The 22,795-nt window shown below is 51.4% G+C and carries 17 protein-coding genes and 1 pseudogene; 10 read left to right on the top strand and 8 right to left on the bottom strand.

The genetic code is table 11. The features are described from left to right. The first annotated feature begins 60 nt into the window (after nucleotides 1-60). Nucleotides 61-1,194 carry an ADP-ribosylglycohydrolase family protein gene (locus tag HMPREF2554_RS05290; RefSeq protein WP_013399319.1) on the top strand — a complete coding sequence of 378 codons (1,134 nt, stop codon included), beginning with the start codon at nucleotides 61-63 and terminating at the stop codon, nucleotides 1,192-1,194. 34 nt (nucleotides 1,195-1,228) lie between these two features. Here HMPREF2554_RS05290 and HMPREF2554_RS05285 read toward each other — a convergent pair whose 3' ends face one another. From HMPREF2554_RS05285 to HMPREF2554_RS05260, 6 genes are all read right to left on the bottom strand, one after another. After that, nucleotides 1,229-2,113, bottom strand: a complete 885-nt coding sequence (locus HMPREF2554_RS05285; RefSeq protein ID WP_070554285.1) for a YwqG family protein — start codon at nucleotides 2,111-2,113, stop codon at nucleotides 1,229-1,231. Between the two features lie 12 nt (nucleotides 2,114-2,125). After that, nucleotides 2,126-2,980 carry a YwqG family protein gene (locus HMPREF2554_RS05280; protein ID WP_070554284.1) on the bottom strand — a complete coding sequence of 285 codons (855 nt, stop codon included), beginning with the start codon at nucleotides 2,978-2,980 and terminating at the stop codon, nucleotides 2,126-2,128. 144 nt (nucleotides 2,981-3,124) lie between these two features. Further along, nucleotides 3,125-4,012, bottom strand: a complete 888-nt coding sequence (locus HMPREF2554_RS05275) for a YwqG family protein (RefSeq protein WP_013399322.1) — start codon at nucleotides 4,010-4,012, stop codon at nucleotides 3,125-3,127. Nucleotides 4,013-4,423: 411 nt separating this feature from the next. Then, nucleotides 4,424-5,830, bottom strand: coding sequence for an RNA polymerase sigma factor (locus tag HMPREF2554_RS05270; protein ID WP_070524231.1), 1,407 nt, complete (start codon nucleotides 5,828-5,830; stop codon nucleotides 4,424-4,426). A gap of 274 nt (nucleotides 5,831-6,104) precedes the next feature. Further along, nucleotides 6,105-7,742: a DUF4192 family protein gene (locus tag HMPREF2554_RS05265; RefSeq protein WP_070554282.1), complete on the bottom strand. Its 1,638-nt coding sequence runs from the start codon at nucleotides 7,740-7,742 to the stop codon at nucleotides 6,105-6,107. A gap of 268 nt (nucleotides 7,743-8,010) precedes the next feature. Continuing rightward, the gene (locus HMPREF2554_RS05260) at nucleotides 8,011-8,922 is read right to left on the bottom strand and encodes a PAC2 family protein (protein WP_070554280.1); all 912 of its coding nucleotides are present in this window, start codon (nucleotides 8,920-8,922) and stop codon (nucleotides 8,011-8,013) included. Between the two features lie 224 nt (nucleotides 8,923-9,146). On the opposite strand from HMPREF2554_RS05260, the gene HMPREF2554_RS05255 reads away from it, so the two are divergent. From HMPREF2554_RS05255 to HMPREF2554_RS05240, 4 genes are all read left to right on the top strand, one after another. Continuing rightward, a complete protein-coding gene (locus HMPREF2554_RS05255; protein WP_070554278.1) occupies nucleotides 9,147-10,640 on the top strand; it encodes a leucyl aminopeptidase in 1,494 nt (497 codons plus the stop codon). A 327-nt stretch (nucleotides 10,641-10,967) separates the two neighbouring features. After that, nucleotides 10,968-12,350, top strand: a complete 1,383-nt coding sequence (lpdA, locus tag HMPREF2554_RS05250) for a dihydrolipoyl dehydrogenase (RefSeq protein ID WP_004004973.1) — start codon at nucleotides 10,968-10,970, stop codon at nucleotides 12,348-12,350. A 167-nt stretch (nucleotides 12,351-12,517) separates the two neighbouring features. Next, on the top strand, nucleotides 12,518-14,191 hold the full coding sequence (sucB, locus tag HMPREF2554_RS05245) for a 2-oxoglutarate dehydrogenase, E2 component, dihydrolipoamide succinyltransferase (protein ID WP_070554276.1): 1,674 nt from the start codon (nucleotides 12,518-12,520) through the stop codon (nucleotides 14,189-14,191). A gap of 146 nt (nucleotides 14,192-14,337) precedes the next feature. Continuing rightward, nucleotides 14,338-14,685 (top strand): hypothetical protein, encoded by a 348-nt coding sequence (locus tag HMPREF2554_RS05240; protein ID WP_070554273.1) that lies wholly within the window; start codon nucleotides 14,338-14,340, stop codon nucleotides 14,683-14,685. A 144-nt stretch (nucleotides 14,686-14,829) separates the two neighbouring features. Here the strand turns inward: HMPREF2554_RS05240 and HMPREF2554_RS05235 are convergent, their stop codons facing one another. Beyond that, nucleotides 14,830-15,978, bottom strand: coding sequence for a serine/threonine-protein kinase (locus HMPREF2554_RS05235; protein ID WP_246826011.1), 1,149 nt, complete (start codon nucleotides 15,976-15,978; stop codon nucleotides 14,830-14,832). A 494-nt stretch (nucleotides 15,979-16,472) separates the two neighbouring features. Between HMPREF2554_RS05235 and lipB the strand changes: the two are divergent. From lipB to HMPREF2554_RS05220, 3 genes and pseudogenes are all read left to right on the top strand, one after another. Further along, a pseudogene (gene lipB / locus HMPREF2554_RS05230) lies at nucleotides 16,473-17,180 on the top strand (lipoyl(octanoyl) transferase LipB); the annotation flags it as partial. Between the two features lie 208 nt (nucleotides 17,181-17,388). Further along, nucleotides 17,389-18,396: a lipoyl synthase gene (gene lipA, locus HMPREF2554_RS05225; protein WP_004004979.1), complete on the top strand. Its 1,008-nt coding sequence runs from the start codon at nucleotides 17,389-17,391 to the stop codon at nucleotides 18,394-18,396. A 256-nt stretch (nucleotides 18,397-18,652) separates the two neighbouring features. Further along, nucleotides 18,653-19,372, top strand: a complete 720-nt coding sequence (locus tag HMPREF2554_RS05220) for a DUF4191 domain-containing protein (RefSeq protein WP_013397374.1) — start codon at nucleotides 18,653-18,655, stop codon at nucleotides 19,370-19,372. A 109-nt stretch (nucleotides 19,373-19,481) separates the two neighbouring features. Here the strand turns inward: HMPREF2554_RS05220 and HMPREF2554_RS05215 are convergent, their stop codons facing one another. Continuing rightward, entirely contained in the window at nucleotides 19,482-19,931 is a 450-nt protein-coding gene (locus HMPREF2554_RS05215) for an RDD family protein (RefSeq protein ID WP_013397375.1), read from the bottom strand. A 190-nt stretch (nucleotides 19,932-20,121) separates the two neighbouring features. Between HMPREF2554_RS05215 and glnA the strand changes: the two genes are divergently transcribed. Both glnA and HMPREF2554_RS05200 read left to right on the top strand, forming a co-directional pair. Further along, on the top strand, nucleotides 20,122-21,546 hold the full coding sequence (gene glnA / locus HMPREF2554_RS05210; protein WP_013397376.1) for a type I glutamate--ammonia ligase: 1,425 nt from the start codon (nucleotides 20,122-20,124) through the stop codon (nucleotides 21,544-21,546). Between the two features lie 613 nt (nucleotides 21,547-22,159). Continuing rightward, on the top strand, nucleotides 22,160-22,675 hold the full coding sequence (locus tag HMPREF2554_RS05200) for a nuclear transport factor 2 family protein (protein ID WP_013397377.1): 516 nt from the start codon (nucleotides 22,160-22,162) through the stop codon (nucleotides 22,673-22,675). Nucleotides 22,676-22,795 lie beyond the last annotated feature (120 nt).

Below are 22,795 nucleotides of genomic sequence, written 5' to 3'. Positions count from 1 at the left end.
CATCATGTACGTAACTTACGCCCGTGCTTTGGCGTTATGGGGTATGGGATAATGTGCGTTATGGGTGATTTTACTCGGGTGCCTCATATTTCTTCTCCAATGTATGCCGAACGCCTTCGGTCTGCCCTGATTGCGGGTACACTAGGCGATGCGCTCGGGTATCCTTTAGAGCTTCTGAGCGCCGCCGAGATCGCGGAACGCCCGCAGAACATCGTAACGGAAAATGCCCCATTGGTCTTTAGCGATGACACCCAGCTGACCTGCTATACCGTTGATGCCCTGACCGAGGTTTTGGAGTGGAACAATCAAGGGGCAGCTGCCGATGAAGCGGCATGTCTGTGGCTCGCCTATCTGCGCTGGTACCGAGGTATGGGTTTCGTTTTACCCGAGAACGCTCCTTATGCTCTGCCTCGTACCATCGATCATGGTACGTATATGACCCGAAAGGAAGGTCCAGGGAAAGCAACTCTGCGTGCTTTAGCAAGCGGAGAGATGCAGACCGCTACGCAGAACATTAATCCTGAGGGGCTAGGTTCTGGTGCTCTTGTACGGTCGGTTGCCTTCGGGTTTTTACCGGTGGAGCAGGAACGTACAGTTGTATCGTTGGCGGTACGTGGCGCGGCGCTCACACATGGGCATCCGGAGGCGCTAGTTTCTGCAGCAGCATATGCTCTGCTGGTTCGTGATGTTCTGGGTCGGGTAACTTCGGACCAACCTTCACGATCTTCAGACATACTCGCCGCATCAGTAAAGACAATTATCGAGTGGTGCGGCACGGTAAATGCGGATAGTGTGTTTCCCGGTGACGGTTCGCAGACCCGCTATGTTCTAGAGCAGGCGCTTCGTCTCGGGAGCGGAGAACATCCTGTAGAGCCCTCTGCGGAGACAGTAGCACAAGAGTTCGGTACCGATTGGATGGCTACGACGGTGTTGGGGATCGCCGTGTGGGTGGCGCTCTACGCGGAATCGCGCGCCCGCGTCTCCTCCGGTCTAGCCCGTCATATTTTGCTCGATGCTTACACGCAGGCCATATCGGTAGATTCCGATTCGGATTCCATCGGGTCTATGATGGGTTCTCTCATGGCGCTTTGTTTTCAGCTTGGCAACTTGGTGGAGCCGCAGATAAAACGTGTTCGGGGTCTTGATGAAGTGCAGGCCGTTGCTGAGCGGTTTCTTGCTCAACTTGGACTATAGACTATATTTCACGCAAACAATCGGTGCGAAGCAGCTAGCCACAGGACCATTCAAAAAGGACTTTCGAGAAGTCTCGGTTATTCAGCTGTTCCGGAGTTATCAGCCAGTTTGCAGCGCCCTGATCTCCCCAAACAGTAACAAATTTTTCAGCATCCTCAGAGAACATGGTGAGCAGATTGATTGTGTAGTTATCGAGCCCATCATGCTCTTGACGCGGGTCCTGCTGGGTAAACTCGGGGTATCCGCCAAGTTTGTGGTAACTTCTCTGATCTATGTCGCGGTAGAACGTCATGCTCGGGCGTTCCTCATCTGTGGGCGCGTATGCATCAACACCCGCGAAATCGCCGATAGGCTGCTGGGGGTATAGTTCATTCCACAACTCTACAAACCGGCTCTGGTAGACCCACCAATTCTGTGGGGTTATTCCTTCTGAGGCTTCTTCAAAGCTGAGTCCGATTTCCCATCCCTGATCCACGTGTACTGGCCAGGCCATAAATTCCATCTCGGTTTGTTTCTCTTGATCTGGCATAACAAGAGTGTGGGCACATGGGTTTGTTTCCTCAAGATTAGGATAATAGATCACGCGAGTATTGACCTGCGACACCGGGTTCTTCAGATCGACGCCCAGTCCCAAATCATCATACGGATCCAGCCAGAACTGAAGTATCCCGGTCTTGGGGTAAAGCTCATTTTGGGGTAATTCAGCACAGTTAATCTGTGCGACCATACCCAGCGGCCTACCGTTCTGGTTAGTGGGGGCCTGAGCCCCGGCGGGCAGGTACGGCACTCCCCCAAATTTAGAGGCGGTCACCGGCACAGTTCCCTGAACTGCGCGAGGAATGATACGCATAGTGGGTTTACGATCCTGCTGGCTCAGCAGATAATTAAGGTGTTTGACCCGCTCAAAAATAGTGCTCATGGTGTATTTTCTTTAGCAGCTATCCCACGAATAAAAGACCTTAGAGAAATCTAAATTCTTTAGCTGCTCTGGGGTAATCAGCCAGTTTGCCACTCCGGCATCGCCCCACATGATGGTTATGGTGTCACCTTCATATGCAGAGACAAGAGTGAGCAGATTAATCGTGTAGTCTTTCCATTCTTCATTGTCATCTCGGGGGTCCCAGTCGATATACTCGGGAACACCGCCCAGCTGGTGGTGGTCAAGATCTTCATAAAAGGTGCTCGCAAGGTCATCGCCTTCAAGCCCTGCAAGTTCATCAAGGTCCCAAGGACTTTCAATCTGCTCCTGCGGGTAACGTTCATTCCACAACCGCGTAAATAACTGCCCGGTACTGTATTGTTTGAGTTTTAGCCCGGGCTCTAGGTTTTCAGGCTCAAAGCTCAGGGCGTATTCTCCGCCCAAAAGAGGCCATATAAAGCCATTATCCTCGGTAATGACTAGTTTATGAGCCTTCCTGTTCGCTTTTCCCAGCTTGGGATAGTAGATCACGCGATCATATCGTGATGAGGTGTAATCTTCCGTATCGGTCTCGATCGGGCTAATCCAGAACTGCAGCATCCCCTCCGCCGGGTAAATGCTATTCGGTGGCAAATCGGCGCAGTTAATCTGCGCAATCATGTGCAAAGGTTCACCATTAACGTCTACGGGACCGTCCTGCCCCTTGGGCAGGTACGGCACTCCCCCGATTTTGGAGGCGGTGACCGGCAATGTCTTGTACTTAGCGAATTGTGTATTGATACGCATCGTGGGAACTTGATGTCCCACATTCATCTCAGCCAGTAAAGTGCGAGCCCGTTCTAGTATTTCTGTCTGTTTATCCGTCACGCGTTCTCCTCGTTGGGTTGGGTGCCCAGTATTATATAAAGATGACTCACACCTTAGCATGAAGCATTATCTTTACACCCGGTCGGAGAAGATACACGCCGGAGAATTTTGTGTGTACAGCCAGCTGGTCCTAAGTATTGGACCTTATGACCATTCGAAGAGAACCTTCGAGAAGTCTCGGTTCTTAAGCTGGTGCGAGGTCACCATCCAGTTTGCGGTTCCCATATCGCCCCACATAATGCCCTCATGGCTACCTGACTCCACCCGTGATATAAGCGTCAGCAGATTCACGGTGTACTGAGTAAGAGCCGCATCACCATCACGCGGATCGCGTTGCTCGAAGAGGGGGTAACCACCAATTTTGTGATGGGTATAGCTTTCGGGGGTGCCCGTCATATCGCGTAAAGTCTTGAGAGTGTCAGCACCGCCGTCGAACTTTCGAAGGTCCCAAATGCTCGCTATAAGCTGCTCGGGGTACATATCGTTCCAGATTCGAGTAAATTCCGAATGCGGGCGTCCGTCAAAAATCCATTCTTCATTACTCTGGGATTTGGCGATAAGACCATACCCATGACGCCCGCTGACCGGCCAATATAAGTCATCTTGAGGATTATTAACTATAAGTTCCGTTACGGCGGTACCGACCCCGGAGTCTGGCGCATCCAGAGTCGGATAATAGACAACTCGAGTTTTTTGTTGGCTGGTGGGATCGTCTAAGTTTAGCCCCCACAAGTCTTCGTGCGGATCAAGCCAGAACTGTAGGATTCCGGTTTCGGGGTAAATGTCGTTTGTGGGAAGCTCAGAACAATTAATCTGGGCAATAAGCCCCAAATTCTGTCCACTGCCGTTGGTCGGCGCCGCGGTACCAACCGGAACGTAGGGAACACCTCCAACCTTAGAAGCGGTCACTGGCAGAGGTTCTGATGTCTGCTGAGTGTCAAAGAAAATAACAGGCGATATCTGCTGTGCATTGATGCGGTCAATAACGTTCAGGGCTTGTTGTTCAAGAGCGGTCTTTTCAAGAATACTCACAGTATCGTCCCCTATCGGTGATGTGGATGTGGGATGCGGTTGTTGGTTGCATTTCCGGAAAAATGCGGGTTCGTTATCTTGTGGTAACCACTACTTCTAGGTAATCACAGATAAACACGCTATGCCATACCTTGCGTTCCGTGTCGTGTACTTGCAGGGTCGACTTTATACGCACGAACATGCCTTAGATTTGCGTTGTTTACCACCGCCTTGTTAGCGGGCCCTTCCAAGCCGCAACAGCGCGGTATCCAAGGCTGCAAGTTACGCTCTTTCACCCTCAAGATAGATTTCAGTAGGGGCGTTTTCTATTCGCATACTGCTTAATTGTATTAAGTGTTATACGTAAGTGCGCCCATCAGAAAGGTCTGATGGGCGCACTCAACACGTTACGACTAGGGGGGGGTATTGTCTCTAGTCTAGATAGTCACGTAAAACCTGCGAACGCGAGGGGTGACGCAGTTTCGACATGGTCTTTGATTCGATCTGACGAATACGCTCACGCGTCACGCCATATACCTTGCCAATTTCGTCTAAAGTCTTCGGCTGCCCGTCGGTCATGCCGAATCGCATAGCAACCACGCCCGCTTCACGTTCGGAGAGCGTATCGAGCACCGAGTGCAGCTGCTCTTGGAGAAGAGTGAATGACACTGCGTCAGCCGGAACGACAGCCTCCGAATCCTCAATCAGGTCGCCGAACTCGGAATCGCCATCCTCACCCAGCGGCGTGTGCAGAGAAATAGGTTCGCGCCCGTACTTCTGCACCTCAATAACCTTTTCGGGAGCCATGTCCAGCTCTTTACCGAGCTCCTCGGGGGTGGGTTCACGCCCCAAATCCTGAAGCATCTGACGCTGCACACGGGCGAGCTTATTAATGACCTCAACCATGTGCACAGGAATACGAATAGTACGCGCCTGGTCCGCCATTGCACGGGTAATCGCCTGGCGAATCCACCAGGTGGCGTAGGTGGAGAATTTAAAGCCCTTCGAGTAGTCGAACTTCTCGACCGCGCGAATCAGACCAAGGTTACCTTCCTGAATAAGGTCAAGGAATAGCATTCCGCGGCCCGTATAGCGTTTAGCGAGTGAGACCACGAGGCGCAGGTTCGCCTCCAACAGGTGGTTCTTCGCACGCTTACCGTCATGGATCACCCAGCGCAGTTCCTTCTTGAGCTTCGGATCCATGTCGGGGTTGTCGGCAAGCTTGTGCTCCGCATACAGGCCAGCTTCAATGCGCATCGCAAGATCGACTTCCTGCTGCGCGTTCAGGAGCGAGACTTTACCGATCTGCTTCAGGTAGTCTTTCACGGGGTCAGCTGTTGCTCCGGGGGTAACGACGCGTTGGGCAGGTGCATCGTCATCATCGCTGGCGGTCAGCACGAAGCCAGAGCCTTTAGCTGCCACTTCTTCGGCAGCTTTCTTCTCTTCCTTTTTGGCAACGGCTTCTTCATCTTCGTCAGCGTCTTCGTGCTCTTCGCCGTCAACGTTCTCGGGATCTAGCTCGTCGTCAAGGTCAAGATCAAACTCGTCCTCGTCGGTCTTCTTCTTACGTCCACCGGTTTTACGTTTAGTGGTTGTTTTACGCGCGCGCTTAGGCTTCTCTTCAGGCACGGCCTCGGCAGTGGTTTCGACCGAGTCCTCTGCATCAGATTTTGCGTCTTCTTGAGTTTTGGCTGCTGCGCGTTTCTTAGCAGGCGCTTTTTTTGCAGGTTTGGATGTGGCTGCAGTTTTTTTAGTGCGGGTTGTCTTTTTGGGGGTTTCGGCTACAGTCTCTTCAGAGGTTTCACCGGTCGCGGTCTTCTTGCTGGTTGCAGGTGCCACAAGAACCCTTTCTAACTCGTGTTGGGGTGCTTTGTCTGCAAAACACCTAAGACCCTGTCAAGTCTTGCTCCTCACATTACTGGTGAAAGCAGGGTTAGCGGAATAAATATAACCGCTAAATACTGGGGATTATTCCCTGCGTTTTCACCTCATGAAGGCGCGCGCAAAAGCACAGACTTTACGGGGTCATCATCAAGTATGGCAGAATCTTATTTTCTTTCAAATAAGGCTCGCCTAGACAACCCTGTTTTATTCCCTGCAAACACAACGTTCGCTACCCTGCCTTGGGCTCAATCGTCTCTACCTTGGCGGCGGCTGCCTCGTGAGGCAATAGAGTACTGAAGTAAAGGTCGCCACGCCAACACCGCACGGGATCCGTAATCCAGAGCGGAAATACAGATTCTGATAGGGCCTGAAAAAGAGGCATATCTTCATCACAGTGAAGCCTAGCGATATCGGCGAGAATACCTGCATAGGTATTTCCTCCACGTAGCCAATTTATCCAGGCTTGAAGAAGCCTCAGTCGACCATACTGTTCACCCGATTGAACCGCATGCACCAACAGATTACAGAGAACTTCGAGAGCGTTAAGACGGCTCCAGGTCGGTTTATAGTCCTTTGTTAGACCGCTCAGAAATTCCACCATCCGGTCTATCTTCGTTATGTGTTCTTCCGGTCTGGTCTCAGACGAGTCGCATGTGTCGTCTAAAATCTGCTGTTGAAGTATACGATGCGTACGCCGTATCCAGTCGTGCCAGCTCACGCGACCGTGCCCGATACCTCCGATACGGGGGCTTTCGCCCCGAAAAGTTTGATAAAAGGTCTCCGGCAGCGTCGTGCGCCGACGAGTTGTTGGTTTGCCGTAGCATAGAGGTTCCACCGGTTCGTATGCTCTTTCACCGCATGCGGCATGCATACAGTCATATCCGTCTAGTACCCCCAATGCTTCCGGCAGGTCTTTAGCCGCTTGGTACAGTATAAATTCTGGGGTTGCCTGGGTATTCATGCTGCACAGCAGATAGCCGGCTATTTCGGGCGATATCAGCGAACGTAAACGATCCCCAAAACTTATGGCGTTATCGTGCTCTTCGGCGTTTTCAGGCGGATAGGTACGCATTACCCAGCGTACAGCTTCAAGGGCACTTTCCCAGTAGCAGAGTTCAATACTTTTCTGACGGTAGTAGCCGGGATGTTCTAAAACAGTATGCCGACCCGTAGCTTGGTTAAGTTCTTCTTCAAAGGTATGCATCCACAACAGACTTGCTTGTTCCCATTCTGTCACCTCATTCGTGGAGGCACTGGTTGCAGTATCCCAGAGGCATTGCGTATATGCAGACAGGGGTTCTGCGGATACTCGGCGTCCCTCATACACCCGATCGAGATAGTACGAGCTATGCATAATGTCTTCAATAGGGCCGCGGTAAGTGAGCGCAAGCTGGTTTCGATCAAGTGACCATCGCGATACGGACCCGCAGTACAGCACATCGTAAAGATCAAGATGAACATTGTTGCAAGCTGCGTAGAGTGTGGGCAGCCACTGGTTGAATGAGATTCCGGCGCGATTATCGATATACAAATCCGTATTATGTAAGACAGTGCGTGTAGCAGGTGAAAGTTGCCGCTCTCGAGTTGCCGCATTGCCGCTAAAGATCAAAGCAAAGACCCCAGTAATGGGCTCGAACCCGTCAACGGTGGCGGGTACCAGATTCGCTAACGTATCAAAATATTGTTCTAGATCTTGTTGCTCATCAGGAAGATTAACGCGTATACACGGCCCTACGGCATGCTTCGTCACGCTTAAAAGCACCAGCGATTCTTGCGGCCAGTATCCAAACTGATGCAGCACGAGAGCTATCAAGTCTTCTTCGGTATGTAAGCTATAGGTTGTCGTTAGGTTACTCGTTGTTGTCATATCTTTACTATGGCAAGATTGCTCACCTTAAAAGTTCGCAGACCAACTAACCTGTGGATAACCCAGGTGCATTCGCTTCGTTAGGACACATATTTCGCTTCTGTGGATAAGAATTAGTTGTTTTCTATCCAAATATTACGATCCATACTCACACGAACAGCACAAGGCATATGTGGCCCCTAAAAATGTAGGGATGCACCCACCATAGCTTGAATTTTCTATGTTGCGTGCGCCCCTGAGTTAAACCATGGGATCTTTTGAGCCTTACTTATTCTTCATGCTCCTCAAGGAATCGCTCAAACATGGCACCGATTTCATCACGTCCAGGAATCTTATGGGCGTCGCGCTGCGAGAGTGGAATAGCGACGTTTGAGGTACGGAAGTTTTCATCGTAATTCGCTTCCATCGTCGAAATCATACGCCCAATCTCTGGGTTCTCCTTGACCTGCTCATTAATTTGCCCATGAACAGCCCTCGCAGCCTCCCTAAGCTCATCACTCGGAAAAGCCAATCGGGTTGCCATACTCACGTGTTCAAGCGCAGTCAGCGTTCCCTGCGGTAAATCAGCATCAGAAACATACTGGGGAATATTAATGCCGAATCCTACGGTGTCGAAGCCATTCTCGGTGAAAAGAACCTCTAAAAGATTCGTCATATTAGCATGCAAATCAGCCTTAGGACGCCACGGCGAAATACCTTCAATGAGATCTTTTCGAGAGCCATGCGCCGTCACCGGCATAGGACGTGTATGCGGCACAGGCATTGGAAACGCTGACACCAGAACCACAAGTGAAGGATCCAGCGTCCGCACAATAGACAACAACGCCTGCTGAAAACGCTGCCATTGATAATCAGGTTCTGAACCGGTCAAAAGCAAGAAAGGCTTATCAAGGGTATCTTCGACCGCATAAAGCTTCAGAGCAGGCATAATTGGCTGCTCAAAATGGTCTTTATTGAAGAAAATATGTGGTCTGCGGCTACGGTAATCATGAAGCTGATCCGTATCAAACTCCACAATCTCAATATTCTTAAGTTCCTTGAGAAGAAAATGCCCCAGCTGCCCCGCGGTGGATCCTGCATCCTGTGGGCTTGAGAGAGCAATAACCAGAGTGAGATTTTTCAACCGTGCATCATGAAGAATTTTATTATTCGCCAAATATAAATCTTCAGGGTTTAACATCTTCACTCCTTTCCCTCGCCGGGTTTAGTCTCTGAACTTTTTATTTTAATGTATGTGTCTAACCGCAACAGTACTATTTCCTAGTCTCTCGCGCGAGGCGAACACTCGTAAAAGCGTTAGAAGGGTATTTTCACCGTACTGTTCGTCAAGATTTCCGATACCCGCAGTGTACAGTAGAAACACATTACCCAATATCAATATTCCAACCCATTCGCGGAGGAACTATGTCGACAGCACTTTCTCTTCACACCAACGACCTGCAATCGCTGAATGCTGAGGTACTTGTTCTCGGCGTCTTTTCGGGAGAAGACGGACCCTACCTAGCCTCAAATTCACTTCCTGATGATTCGGCGCAGAGCATCAATAAACTTCTGGAGTCTCTAGGTGCCACAGGTGCTCTCGACCAAATACTTCGCCTCCCCGGCGTAGAAGGGGCATCGTCCGACATCATCGCTCTCATCGGTTTAGGCTCAGACACCACAATTGGCCAGGAGCGCCTAGATGCCCTTCGCTTCGCTGCTGGCTCGGCAACCCGTCAGCTTTTAGGAACTGCACATATCGCGCTCGACTTCGGTATTACCTCACGCGACGAAATTGAAGCTGTAGCTCACGGTGCTGTTCTCGGGTCGTTCTCCGAAGAAGGAGTACGCGGCAAAACCACAGATTCTGTTCGAGACGAAGCGGAATCCATCACTATCGTGGCAAAAGCCGACGTCAGCGAAGCCGAGCCCGCCCTCGTTCGCGCTGTCATCCTGGGCGAGGCTACCAAAGATGCGCGCCGCCTCGTCAATATGCCCCCTTCACACCTGTACCCGGAATCTTTTGCAAATCTCGCCGCAGAGCTTGTCAAAGATTATTCAGATGTCAGCATTGAAGTCTACCCCTATGACCGTTTGCTCAAGGAAGGTTTTGGAGGCATCGCAGGAGTCGGTCAAGGCTCCCCGCGGAAGCCCGCACTCGCCGTTGTTAAGTACACCCCCGAGAGCCCTTCTGCACATGTAGCTCTCGTTGGCAAAGGGATTACTTTTGATACCGGTGGAAACTCCCTAAAACCTGCGGCATCTATGATGACGATGAAATGCGACATGGCAGGTGCAGCATCGGTTCTGCACGCAGTTCTTGCGGCGTCCGAGCTGGAAATTCCGGTTGAGGTCACCGGATACCTTTGCCTTGCCGAGAATATGCCCGGTGGCGCCTCCCTGCGTCCCGAAGACATCATCACTATTCGTGACGGCCGCACGGTTGAAGTTCTCAATACCGATGCCGAAGGTCGCCTGGTCATGGCGGATGGTATTGCCCTCGCCTCCGAATCGGACCCCACCGTCATCCTTGATATTGCGACGCTCACGGGCGCAGCCATGGCGGCACTGGGACTGCGTACAGCTGCGCTTATGGGCGATGAAGATATCCGTGATCGAGTACAGCAGGCGGGGGCAAAATCTGGTGAGGCCTACTGGCAAATCCCGCTTGAGTCCTACTTGCGTGCCTCTATGAATTCCCCAGTAGCAGATATTAAAAATATGGGTTCACGCTACGGTTCTATGATGATCGCAGGGTTGTTCCTTCAAGAGTTTGTGGGTGAAGGTATTCCCTGGGCTCACCTCGATATTGCTGGTCCTGCCTTTAACGAAGAAAGTGCTTATGGGTTCACCCCTAAGGAAGGTACCGGTTTTGGTACCGCGACCCTGGTGAATTTCATCGAATCGTACGCACAGTAAAGGAAACATCCGCCTTATATCGGGGTCCCTAGACTGACGGTCTCAGGGCCCCCGATACTGCTCTTCTTCTACGTGCAAAATCTCACATCATAAATTCCAGGATGGTTACGCTCTTCAAAAAATTTGCACAGTTTGTGCGATTATTGCCCCAAATTAGCGTCAGGTGAACTTAAAGGGTCTAAAACAGGGGTATTGTTGTAGTGAGTGTTTTTCTGCTCTCTCGTAGGTGCGCGCCCTCACGCAAACCGGAAGGTGCGGGTCTGCTGTTTGACAGAAAAGCAATATAGATAAAGAACGCATTGCACCGGGGTTACAGCCCCACAATCTATGCAAGGGAGCAACATCGTGGCTCAAGAATTCGACATCCTCATCCTTGGCGGCGGTTCCGCTGGTTACTCTGCCGCTCTGCGCGCGCGCCAGCTGGGTTTTACCGTTGGCCTCGTTGAAAAGGAAAAAGTAGGCGGCACCTGCCTGCACACCGGTTGTATTCCGACGAAGGCATACCTACACGCCGCAGAATTGGCGGAGGACGCTCGTGAAGCCTCTAAAGTAGGCGTAAACGCCACCCTAGAGTCCATCGAAATGGGTAAGGTACGCGATTACAAAGATGGTATTGTCGCGGGTAAATTCAAGGGTCTCTCCGGTCTTTTGAAGATGAAGGGCGTAGAGGTTATCGCTGGTGAAGGCAAGCTGACCGCTCAAGATACCGTGACCGTCAACGGTACGGATTACAAGGGCAAGAATATTATTCTTGCTTCCGGCTCTATTTCTAAGACTTTTGGCCTGCCTATTGAAGGTCGAGTTCTGACCTCCACCGAGGCTCTTGAAATGGACTACCTGCCGAAGAGCGCTATCGTTCTCGGTGGCGGCGTGATTGGCTGTGAGTTTGCCTCCATGTGGAAAGCTATGGGCGTAGACGTCACTATTATCGAGGGTTTGCCCAACCTCGTTCCGAACGAAGATCCCGCCATCATCAAGGTTCTTGAGCGTGCCTTCAAGAAGCGCGGCATCAAGTTCAATACTGGTACTTTCTTTGAGAAGGTTGAGCAGGACGCTAACGGTGCAAAGGTAACCCTGGCAGACGGTAAGGTATTTGAGGCCGACATCGTGCTCGTTGCTGTTGGCCGTGGCCCCAACACTGCAAATATGGGTTACGAAGAGCAAGGTATCCCCATGGATCGTGGCTTCGTGCTTGCTAACGAGCGCCTGCACACTGGTGTTGGAAATATCTATGCTGTGGGTGACATTGTTCCTGGCGTTCAGCTTGCACACCGTGGTTACCAGCAGGGCATCTTTGTTGCCGAAGAAATTGCTGGTTTGAACCCCACCGTTGTTCCCGATGTTAATATTCCGAAGGTGACTTTCTGCGATCCTGAGATTGCTTCCGTGGGTTACTCCGAGCCGAAAGCGAAGGAGAAATTCGGTGAGGACAATGTTGAAGTTGCCGAATATAACCTAGCTGGTAATGGCAAGTCCTCAATTTTGGGCGCTTCCGGCATCGTCAAGGTCGTGCGTGAAAAGGACGGTCCGATCGTAGGTGTTCATGCTATCGGTAAGCGTATGGGCGAGCAGATTGGCGAAGCTCAGATGTGGGTTGATTGGGAAGCATTCCCCGAGGATGTTGCTAAGTTTATCCACGCTCATCCGACTCAAAATGAGTCTCTGGGTGAGGCTGCCATGGCTCTGAACGGTACCCCGCTACACGGCTAATTATCGCCTTATCAAATTATGGGTATGTCACAATAGACTGAGATACCCTATCACCAGGGCAGAGAGTTACCCCGTGTTTTGTTATCACACGAAAATTATGCGCGGGGTGGCCTTGCCCAGTAAAAGTTTTTCTAGTTCAAGCATTCACAAGGAGAATGGGAAGAGATATGTCCCACACCGTAGAATTGCCCGCATTGGGCGAATCCGTGACCGAAGGCACCGTGACCCGCTGGCTTGTAGCTGTCGGTGACACTGTTGCTGTGGACGATCCTATTGTCGAGGTTTCTACCGATAAGGTCGACACCGAGATCCCCTCGCCCGTAGCAGGCGTTGTTGAGCAGATCTTGGTGGAAGAAGACGAAGATGTTGAGGTTGGCGCTGCTCTCGTTGTCATTGGCGATGGTTCCAGTGCTCCCGCAGCTGCACCTGCTGCGCCCGCTGCCGAAGCTCCTGCAGCATCTGCCCCTGCTGCTCCTGAGGCATCCGCAGCTGCTGCGGCGCCCGCAGCTGGCTCTGCATCTGGTCAGGAAGTGACTCTTCCCGCATTGGGCGAGTCTGTCACAGAGGGTACTGTGACCCGCTGGCTGAAGGAAGTTGGCGAGCAGGTCGAGGTAGACGAACCTCTCGTAGAGGTTTCTACCGATAAGGTCGATACCGAGATTCCTTCGCCCGTAGCAGGTACCCTGCTCGAAATTCGCATTCCGGAAGACGAGGAAGCAGAGGTCGGCCAGGTTCTCGCCATCATTGGTGATTCTTCCGCCGCAGCTGCTCCTGCTGCACCGGCTGCCCCCGCACCTGCTGCGGCAGCACCGGCTCCTGCAACTCCCGCTGCGCCTGCAGCTCCTGCTTCTGCACCCGACACCCCCGCTACCCCAGCGGCTCCCGCCGCCGATGGCGAAGCATACGTAACCCCGCTGGTTCGTAAGCTCGCCAAAGACAATGGTATTGACCTGTCCACTGTGAAGGGCACCGGCGTAGGCGGTCGTATCCGCAAGCAGGATGTTCAGGCAGCTATTGCCGCTAAGGGCTCGACCGCTCCTGCTGCAGCACCCGCCGCGTCAGCAGCTCCCGCCGCAGACGGTGCTCCCAAGGCAGCACATACCTTCGAAGTTTCGCCCAAGCGTGGTACCGTCGAAAAGACCGCACGCATTCGCCAGGTTATTGCAAAACGTATGCGTGAGTCCCTCGATATTTCCACTCAGCTGACTCAGGTTACCGAAGTGGATATGACTCGTGTGGCACAACTGCGTGCCAAGGCTAAGGACGGCTTCCTCGCTCGCGAGGGCGCAAAGCTGACCTTCCTGCCTTTCTTCGCACAGGCTGTTACCGAGGCTCTGCAGCAGCACCCCGCACTGAACGCTTCCATGACCGAGGATCTGAAGCAGATTACCTACCCCGATTCCGAGAACGTCGCGATCGCTGTAGATACCCCCAAGGGTCTGCTTGTTCCCGTTATCAAGAACGCATCGGATCTCGGCATCGCCGGCTTGGCTAAGGCAATTGGTGACTTGGGCGGACGTGCACGCACCGGCGATATCGCTCCCGAAGAGCTGACCGGCTCTACCTTTACCATCACCAACATCGGTTCCTTCGGGGCTCTGTTTGATACCCCGATTATCAACCAGCCGAACGTGGCGATCTTGGGTACCGGCTCCATCGTGAAGCGCCCCATGGTGGTTAAGGACGTTGATGGCAACGATTCAATTGCGATTCGCTCTATGTGCTACCTCTCCCTCACCTACGATCACCGCGTGGTCGATGGTGCGGATGCAGGTCGCTTCCTGTACACCCTCAAGACTCGCCTGGAAGAGGCAAACTTTGAGGCTGAGCTCGGTCTCTAAAGGGGTCCTGGCATGATGTAGCATCGTGTTTCAAGGGGTGTGTTGGCGTATAAGCCAACGCACCCCTTTTTTATTTTTTATTCTTCGTCGTTATGCCGAGTTTATTAAAGTAGACATTATAGTGACAGAGTGTCAGAATATTAGCTATGTTTCTTCTCAACAACGTTCTTGTGTTTTTGCACATCATAGGTGCCGCGATTATTATTGGGCTCTGGATTGCTCATTTTCGCACACCTAAAGTTCTGCCCGGGCAGTTTCACGCATCGCTTCTGATGCTCATAACGGGCCTACTCCTGGTAGGAATTGCTGAGGTTACCGGCAGTCCTAACCACATTAAGATTGCGGTCAAAATTCTTATTGCATTGGGCATCGCCATTGCCGCATTCATCGGTCAACGCAAGTACAAGGCGGGAGAAACAATTTCAACAGGCTTAGCGCATGCAGTGGGCGGTCTTGCCGTCATTAATGTTGCCGTTGCCACCATCTGGCACTAAACAGCTCTTCACTTCGGCAGAATACTCTTGCCCATGTTCCCGGTAGTTTTTATAGATCTACCGGGGATATATTTTTAAGAGCTACACGCTTGAACTCGCAGCTGCCTCATCTACATGTAGCTCTCCCCTGGTGGTTATTTTTATTCACGGCTCACGGACAACCGTAGGCTGCGCATCGGGCTCGTTGGGTGTTTTATCCGTGACTGGCGTTGCCGTGACAATACGCCATACCCCCTCGTCGCGATGCAGCTCAAAGATAACTGTCTGCACCGGCACGCCGTCCACAAGGTGAACACCGGATTCTTTCTGCTCCGCATCCGTTGGGGCGTATCCGGGCGACTCTACTTCTGCGGTTATTCCTAAAGAGTCAGAGTCTCTGTGCAGAATACGGGTCAATGAGCGCAGTTTCAGCGTCGCCGCCCCCTGGGAGCTCAACGACTGATTGCGCTCCTCTATAACCTGAGTGAGAATAGCCTGCTCATCCTGCGGAGTACTCACAACGGCAGGCTGAGTAGCGTGAGACTCATGATGATGCATAGCTTCCGGAACCCAGGTTGCCCCAGCTATTGCTCCAGCTCCTAAGATTATGAGACTCCCAACCCCCAGAATCACGAGTTTGCGGGTCGTAAAATTACGAGCCTTTGAACGCCCACGGCTATGTCCAACTTTGAAAGTACTCTTCCCTATAAGTTTCTGAGCGTTCTGATGTCTAACCTTGGGCAGGGTCTTAGTGCTTTTAACGGTATTCGGTTCTCGCGAAGCAACAGGGAGTTTAGACCGTACTGACTCAGGCGCGCTGGTATAAGCGTTGAGAGGCTGCGTCTGGAATGCGCTGAATGCGTCAAGAACCTCCTGTACAGTGGCCTTAGGATCATCAAGCAGACGCTCAAGCTCGGTTCCCAATGTCTGCGGTACATCGGCAAGGAGCGGCAGCGGGATGCGTTGATGAGTTTGCCGAGGCGACTCTCCGGTGAGCGCATACCACAGAAGAGCCACAAAATCATGAACTCCGACATGTTCATGTTCATCCGGCTGGTGTTTACTCGCTTTGATAGAACTGGGCAGGCAAAGAAACTCGGGGAGTCCAGCAATGGTTATCATCACGTACTGAGGCTCTAGATGCTCAGGATAGATATGCGCCGCGTGTAAGCTTTTGAAGCCCCATCCTATATGGTGTGCTAGGGTCGCAACCTCGGCGAGCGGTAAGGATCCGCGTGCATGCACAAGGGATTCGAGTGATCCTGCCTCAACCGGTTCGTACCAATAATAAGTTCCTGTCTCTGTGCCAGACAACTGCCTTTCGTCTCGCGTTACGGCTAGTACAGTGGCGACACCGGGTAAAGGTGGTAAACCGCAAAGTGTTTTGATCTGGTGCGACGGTATTTGCTGAGAATCATGACTTATCGCAAGGGTGTAAAGCCCCGGGGCTAATTGTTTGGGAAGTATACGATTCTTAACCGATGAATCTCTATTTGTATGTATCTTAACTGTCCAAATACTCAGGTTTGGTTCTTCGTGAAGATTTTCAAGGTATGTGATGCTATCGGTGTTCATACTCTAGATGTACCGGATTTTGGAAAAGCACCGTGAAAGTTATCCACAGGGACAAGGTTTTTAGCGATTTTCATGCTGTATAACGCGTTTCTGCTCGCCTTCTGCCTTGTTTATGACGTCATAATCTGTCACACAAGGTACGAGTTGTTTTCCTAGAGCGATGCTGCGGCCCAGAGCACGTGTAATCAGGAAGCCCTAATTTTTATCGTGGTCGTTCCGGTACTAAGGTAGAAGCTATGTCCGTAATACTTGAACGTGTGGGGTTTGCCCCTGACTATGTGAATTATGTTGAGAGCCTTGATATGCAATCTCGCCTTCATGCAGAGGTAGCGGCACGTGCTCGGCAAAACACTATTCTTCTGCTCGAACATGAGCCCGTGATTACAGCTGGCAAGCGCACTGAAGATCATGAGTACCCCACAGACCGTTCAACTCCAGTCGTGAAAATTGACCGCGGCGGAAAACTCACGTGGCATGGTCCGGGACAGCTGACCGGGTATCCCATTCTGAAACTTCCTGAGCCTCTTGATGTAGTAGCGTATGTACGCATCCTAGAGGAGATTATTATGAATGTACTCGCTCAGTTTGGCATCAAAGGCGAACGAGTGGAAGGGCGCAGCGGCGTATGGATTCTGGGCGATGGCATCACACCGGATAAGAAAATCGCCGCTATTGGGATTCGCGTTTCAAAGCAAACCACAATGCACGGGTTCGCCATTAACTGCTGCAATGAGACCGCACCGTTCATGCAGTTCATTCCCTGCGGTATTACGGATGCTGGCGTCACAACAATCTCAGAGCAGCTCGGTCGTACAGTAACCCCGGCAGATATTCTAGAGACCCTTGAGCGTGAGCTTATTAAGTATCAGGATCGTTTGGCAATGCCTTTTGAGCCCCTTGTTCCGCAGGAGCACAAGGTGGCACACGAGACGGCTGCGTAGCCACAAGGTTCACGTATTTCCCCTTGTCAGTACTGCTTATCGATATTCGGCGAGTAATCCGAATAGAAATTTGTGTGCGTAAACAAGACTTAAAGACATACAAACCATAATCCACGCCACAGTGTTTTTCGCCTGCACGATGCAGGCGTAAAATAGGTTTCAGCCCGTTTTAAACCGAGGGCGCATCCAGTTAGAAGGAGCAACACACATGAGCATTAAGCCTGAAGGCCGCAAGCTGCTGCGCGTCGAGGCTCGCAATGCTGAGGTTCCCATCGAGAAGAAGCCTCACTGGATTAAGACCAAAGCCGTTGTGGGGCCTGAATATAACGAAATGAAGGAATTGGCCCGCGGTCAGGGGCTTCATACAGTGTGTGAGGAAGCTGGCTGTCCCAATATCTATGAGTGTTGGGAAGACCGCGAGGCAACCTACCTTATTGGCGGTTCTGAATGCACTCGCCGTTGCGATTTCTGCAATATTGCCACTGGTAAACCCGCTGCAGTTGATTACGCTGAGCCCTTCAAAGTCGCTAAAAACGTTAAGGTTATGGGTCTGCGTTATGCCACGGTGACCGGTGTGGCACGTGACGATCTTGAAGACGGCGGTGCCTGGCTCTACGCAGAGACTACACGCCAGATTCACAAGATGTGCCCCAATACCGGTGTTGAGATGCTGATCCCTGATTTCAAGGGTAAGCCAGAGCATGTGCAGAAAGTCATTGATGCACGTCCAGAGGTTTTTGCCCACAACCTAGAGACCGTACCGCGCATCTTTAAGCAGATCCGCCCGGCATTCCGTTATGAGCGCTCACTCGATGTGATTACCCAGGGTAAAGAGGCCGGCATGGTCACGAAGTCCAACCTGATTCTGGGTATGGGTGAAACTAACGATGAGATTTACGAGGCACTCTGCGATCTGTACGACGCCGGATGCGATATTATCACCCTGACTCAGTATCTGCGCCCCGGTCCCCTTTTCCATCCCATTGAGCGTTGGGTGAAGCCCGCCGAATTCCTGGAGTTCTCAGCTATGGCAGAATCCATCGGTTTTGCTGGCGTTATGGCTGGTCCGATGGTTCGGTCCTCATATCGTGCCGGTCGTCTGTGGGCACGCGCGATGAAGAAGAACGGCTATGAGATTCCAGAAAACCTTGCGCATATCGAAGATGGCGGTGCGGCTTTGCAAGAGGCTTCTTCCCTAGTCGCAGCGGGTTTCTAGAATAGTAGAATAGTTCAGTCCGCAGAGACATAGATTTAGAAAGTTCCCCGGTTCATCCTCTCCTGAAGGTTACGAATCGGGGAACTTTGTTTACCCCAACGAGGGCCAAACTTTAGACACATTTGCAGGGTTTGGCTGTTAGGTGAGTTTTTCCTTGAGGAGAATGCACGGGCATCCAGGTCAAGAACAATCTAAGATAGAATAAATACTGCAGTCTTATACTGCATTTTCCTACCCGTTGTCCAGAGGAAGCACCGTGGCAGAAAAACGCGAAGAGAAGAAAAAGCAGAAGAAAGATAAGTCTCCGGGTACGTTTGCCCAGATGAAGCAGGTCTACCAGATGACCAAAAAATCTGACCCGAATATCGGGTGGATTCTGCTTCTTGCAGTGGTCGTTACCCTACTTGTTTTCGTCCTGATCGGCGCGTTACTCAACAACATCATCACTTTTATTATTCTTGGTCTTGCGGTTGGCGTTCTTGCCGCCATGATTATTCTGGGTCGTCGCGCACAAAAAGCAGCGTTCACACAGATCGAAGGACAACCCGGGCGTGCGGGTGCCGCTATGAACTCTGTGCGCCGCGGCTGGATTGTGGAAGAGCAGCCTGTAGCTGCGAACCGCAATCAGGATCTTGTCTTTCGGGGTCTCGGTAGGCCGGGAATTGTGCTGGTAACCGAGGGACCTTCATCGCGTGTGCAGAACCTTGTGAAAAATGAGAAGAAACATCTTAACCGCGTAGTTCCTGGCGTTCCCGTACACGTGATTGAGACCGGTCACGACGAGAATCAGGTTGAGTTAAAAGATGTCGTCAAGACTATGAACAAGCTGCCTAAAGCCCTGACTCAGCAAGAAGTTCAGGGAGTTTCTAATCGTCTTAGTACCCTCAACCATGTGCGTAACCCCATGAACAGCATTCCAAAGGGTATAGATCCGAACCGTGTGCGCCCCGATCGTCGCGCAATGCGTGGGCGTTAGAAACGGTACATCCTATGGCTGAGCCCCGACCTCATGGTAAGGTCGGGGCTCAGCTTGTCTGTCTAATACCCGGAAAATAATATAAGCTCTCCGGCAATACAGTTCGCATCTAGCGGATGCGCACAAGTATAGTTCCTGCCGCGCGATCGTGAAGACCGCGTGAATTCGCGTCCAAAATTACGGTGGGCAGCACCAGCATGGTCAGCACAGCTCGGATAAGGGCTCGCTTCCAACCAGCAGGCCTGCCATCTAGAGTTTGCACTTGGACTCCAACCAGAAAATGCCCCAGAGTGTGCCCCATAAATCCTACGAGTACGATCAGGTACAGCAGAAAAATTCCTAGTGTCATTAGACCATGTATTTGTACGTTTTGGCCTCCGACTAGCAGAAACGCAAGACCCAAGCATAGATACCAATCTATGATGAAACCTAGGAGGCGACGCATCGGACGGGCTATAGCGCCAGGTCCTGTCTCTGGTCGCCCCATGATCTCTCCGGGGTATTTTTGGTCGCTGGGCGCGCCGTTGAGCCACGACCCAAGATCGTCACGTTCAATCATGGTTTCTATTATCCTGTATCTCTTTCCTCAACGTACGCCACCCTACCACATCGGCAACTTTGTAACACTACCGAAACATAATAGACACGACAGAGCAAAAAATACCCCCTATGCTAGATAGTGGTGCACAACTCATAAACTGGGCGCCACACCAGACACCAAGGACAAAACACCACGAGGAGCAGTCCGTATGTTTACCAGTCCCCAAGAAGTTCTCGATTTTATTAAGAGCGACGAAATTGTCTTCGTCGACATTCGATTCACCGATATGCCTGGGGTGCAGCAGCACTTCAACCTTCCGGCGAAGGCGATCGACGAGGATTTCTTCGTCAACGGTCAGCTTTTTGATGGCTCGTCTATTCGTGGTTTCCAGGGCATTGCCGAGTCTGATATGCAGCTTATTCCTGATGTTAAGTCGGCGTATGTTGATCCTTTCCGTCTTGAAAAAACCCTTGTTATTATCTGCTCTATCGTGAATCCCCGCACCGGTGAGCCTTACCATCGTGACCCTCGCGGTGTAGCCGAACGCGCTGAAGCATACTTGCAGTCCACAGGTGTTGCCGATACCGCGTTCTTTGCTTCTGAAGCCGAGTTCTTCGTCTTTGAGGATGTCCGTTACCAGGTAGAGCCCAATTCCGTGTTCTATAAAATCGATTCCGATGAAGCATATTGGAACACCGGCCGCAAGGAAGAAGGCGGCAATCTTGGTAATAAGACCCCTATCAAGGGCGGTTATTTCCCGGTCTCCCCTGTCGATAAGCAAGCCGATCTGCGTGATGCTATGTGCGTAGCGATGGATCAGGTTGGGCTCGAAGTTGAGCGCAGCCATCACGAAGTTGGGTCTCCCGGACAGGCAGAGATCAACTACAAGTTCTCAACCCTCACCAATGCCGCCGACGACCTGCTGAAGTTTAAGTACGTTATCAAGAACACCGCCGATGAGTGGGGCAAGTCAGTGACTTTCATGCCGAAACCTGTCTTCGGCGATAACGGTTCGGGTATGCACTGCCACCAGTCACTGTGGTTAGGCGGCGACCCACTCTTTTATGATGAGCGCGGATACGCAAACCTCTCCGATATCGCTCGCTGGTACATCGGCGGTCTGATTGAGCATTCCTCCGCTGTGTTGGCGTTTACCAACCCGACCGTTAACTCTTACAAGCGCCTTGTGCCTGGCTACGAGGCCCCCGTGAATATGGTGTACTCGCAGGGTAACCGCTCTGCCGGTATTCGCATCCCGATTACTGGCGCCAACCCGAAAGCTAAGCGCCTGGAGTTCCGTGCCCCTGACCCTTCATGTAACCCCTATTTCGCGTTCTCGGCTCAGCTTATGGCCGGTTTGGATGGTATTCGCAACCGTATTGAGCCACCAGCACCGATCGACAAGGACCTATACGAGCTGCCCGCCGAAGAGGCCAAGGATATCAAGAAGGCCCCCGCTAACCTTGAGGAAGCGCTGGCCGCGCTTGAGGCAGACCACGACTTCCTACTCGAAGGCGGCGTATTCACCGAGGATCTGATTCATGCGTGGATTGACTACAAGCGCACGAACGAGCTTGAACCGCTCTCGCTGATTCCTCACCCACTGGAATACCAGCTGTACTACGGTGTCTAACCGTTATTTATAGAGGTTAGAATGCTCCGTGTCCTCAATATATGAGGGCATGGAGCATTCTAGTTAATATCGGCGTTATAGGAATAGTTCTGTACCTTTGACTCTGAAAATAAAAGGGCAAAAATTTATCCCTTTTACTGACATAGCCGATTCTAATTTTCAATATAGTTGTATATCAGAACTCACGATGATAATTCCTAAGGATTCTAAGACTCCGACCTCTGACAAGCATATTTATTAGCTTTATAATAATTTTGAGATAGTCTTATAGTTTTTTTATCCACCTTTGCTTCATCATAGATTATGCTCATGGCGAGCATACACATACTAACCTTTCCAGAATTTGTATATTCCGGTTGTGCTTTCATATTGACAATACACTGCGGCATTGCCTAGCATAGTAGCCTTCCTTAACTAGTAAACACTGAGAAGATAGACCTATTCGCAAGTTTCCCCACTCAGAAAGAACAGCTCCACAAGGTACTTGATTCCCTCAGTGGCCATAATGTGGAATACTTACAAAATTTGGAATTAAGGCTTAACCTTCACGTATGATGAAGCCGCAAGTAAGTTCTTAGGGGATTACTGCCTCCACGTTCTAAAGGAGTTTGACGTGTCGCATGTACTATCACGGCGTACTGTATGTCTATCAGCTGGTCTTACAGCAGTTGCAACTTTCGTAGGTTGCGCTTCCAGCTCGCTGTCGTCCGATGAAGCACTATATAAGAATGACCAGCTATTACCCTCTGCACCAGGCGAGCCCTATACAGGTTCCGATGAACAGCCTATTCGCACACAAGAGCGTATGTTTATGGCGATGATGGATGCTGACGCCGAATCTCTCCGTTCCACTCTCACTGAGGATGCTACACTCACCCACATCACAGGCCAAATCCAGACTCGCGATGAGTGGGTACAGTCGGTTGCCGATAAAACTATGTCCTACAGCAATATTGAGGTAGTATCTGCTCACGTGGAACGAAGTGACAATGGCGCTCAGCTCGTAGCACGTACGCGCACGACCGCAAATATTAATGGGAGCAATGGAACCTGGAATCTCCAGCTTGTATCGCAGATACACCCCGATGGTGCGCACTTTACGAAGACTGTCGCTTCCCTATGGTCTTAAAGCTTGACCGAACTATCCTAAAGATGCCCTTATGTAAGGAGGGCATCTTCTGTTTTAAGATCTCAAACAGGATGTTTACCTGCCGGGCTCGAATTTTATAAAACAAGATAAGCTAGAGTG

Source organism: Rothia sp. HMSC071F11, from assembly GCF_001809115.1.
GTDB lineage: Bacteria > Actinomycetota > Actinomycetes > Actinomycetales > Micrococcaceae > Rothia > Rothia dentocariosa.
This window is presented reverse-complemented; position numbering and strand designations above follow the sequence as displayed.